The 1,203-nt window shown below is 65.6% G+C and carries 1 protein-coding gene; it reads left to right on the forward strand.

Annotated features, from left to right (window positions below):
- The coding region (gene tuf, locus VEA62_RS04740) for an elongation factor Tu (protein ID WP_324819084.1) at positions 1-1,191 on the forward strand (1,191 nt) is incomplete at its 5' end.
- Between the last annotated feature and the right edge of the window lie 12 nt (positions 1,192-1,203).

Raw genomic sequence — 1,203 nt, forward strand, 5'->3', positions numbered from 1 at the left:
ATGGCCAAGGAAAAGTTCGAACGCACCAAGCCGCACTGCAACATCGGCACGATCGGTCACGTGGACCATGGCAAGACGACGCTGACGGCGGCGATCACGATGACGCTGGCCAAGGCCGGCGGCGCCAAGGCGATGAACTACGCCGACATCGACGCGGCGCCGGAAGAGAAGGCGCGCGGCATCACGATCAACACGGCGCACGTCGAGTATGAGACGGCCAACCGTCACTACGCCCACGTCGACTGCCCGGGCCACGCCGACTATGTGAAGAACATGATCACGGGCGCGGCGCAGATGGACGGCGCCATCCTGGTGGTTTCGGCCGCCGACGGCCCGATGCCGCAGACGCGCGAGCACATCCTGCTGGCCCGTCAGGTCGGCGTGCCGGCGCTGGTGGTCTATCTGAACAAGGTGGACCTGGTGGACGACGAGGAGCTGCTCGAGCTGGTCGAGATGGAGGTGCGCGAGCTGCTCTCCAGCTACCAGTTCCCGGGCGACGACATTCCGATCACCAAGGGTTCGGCCAAGGCGGCGACCGACGGGGTCAACCCGGAGATCGGCGAGAAGTCGATCCTGGCGCTGATGGAGACGGTGGACGCCTACATCCCGCAGCCGGAGCGTCCGGTGGACCTGCCGTTCCTGATGCCGGTGGAAGACGTGTTCTCGATCTCGGGCCGCGGCACCGTGGTCACGGGCCGGGTCGAGCGCGGCATCGTCAAGGTCGGCGAGGAAGTGGAGATCGTCGGCATCCGTCCGGTGCAGAAGACGACCTGCACGGGCGTCGAGATGTTCCGCAAGCTGCTGGACCAGGGCCAGGCGGGCGACAACGTGGGCGTGCTGCTGCGCGGCACCAAACGCGAGGACGTCGAGCGCGGCCAGGTGCTGTGCAAGCCCGGCTCGATCACCCCGCACACCAAGTTCCTGGCCGAGGCCTACATCCTGACCAAGGAAGAGGGCGGTCGTCACACCCCGTTCTTCACCAACTATCGTCCGCAGTTCTACTTCCGCACCACCGACGTGACTGGCATTGTGACACTGCCGGCCGGCACCGAGATGGTCATGCCTGGCGACAATATCTCCTGTGAAGTCACGCTAATCGTGCCGATCGCGATGGAAGAGAAACTGCGCTTCGCGATCCGCGAGGGTGGCCGCACCGTCGGCGCCGGCGTGGTTGCGAGCATCATCGAGTAATGACCTGTCGCG

This window comes from Brevundimonas sp. (assembly GCF_035627475.1).
Lineage (GTDB): Bacteria > Pseudomonadota > Alphaproteobacteria > Caulobacterales > Caulobacteraceae > Brevundimonas.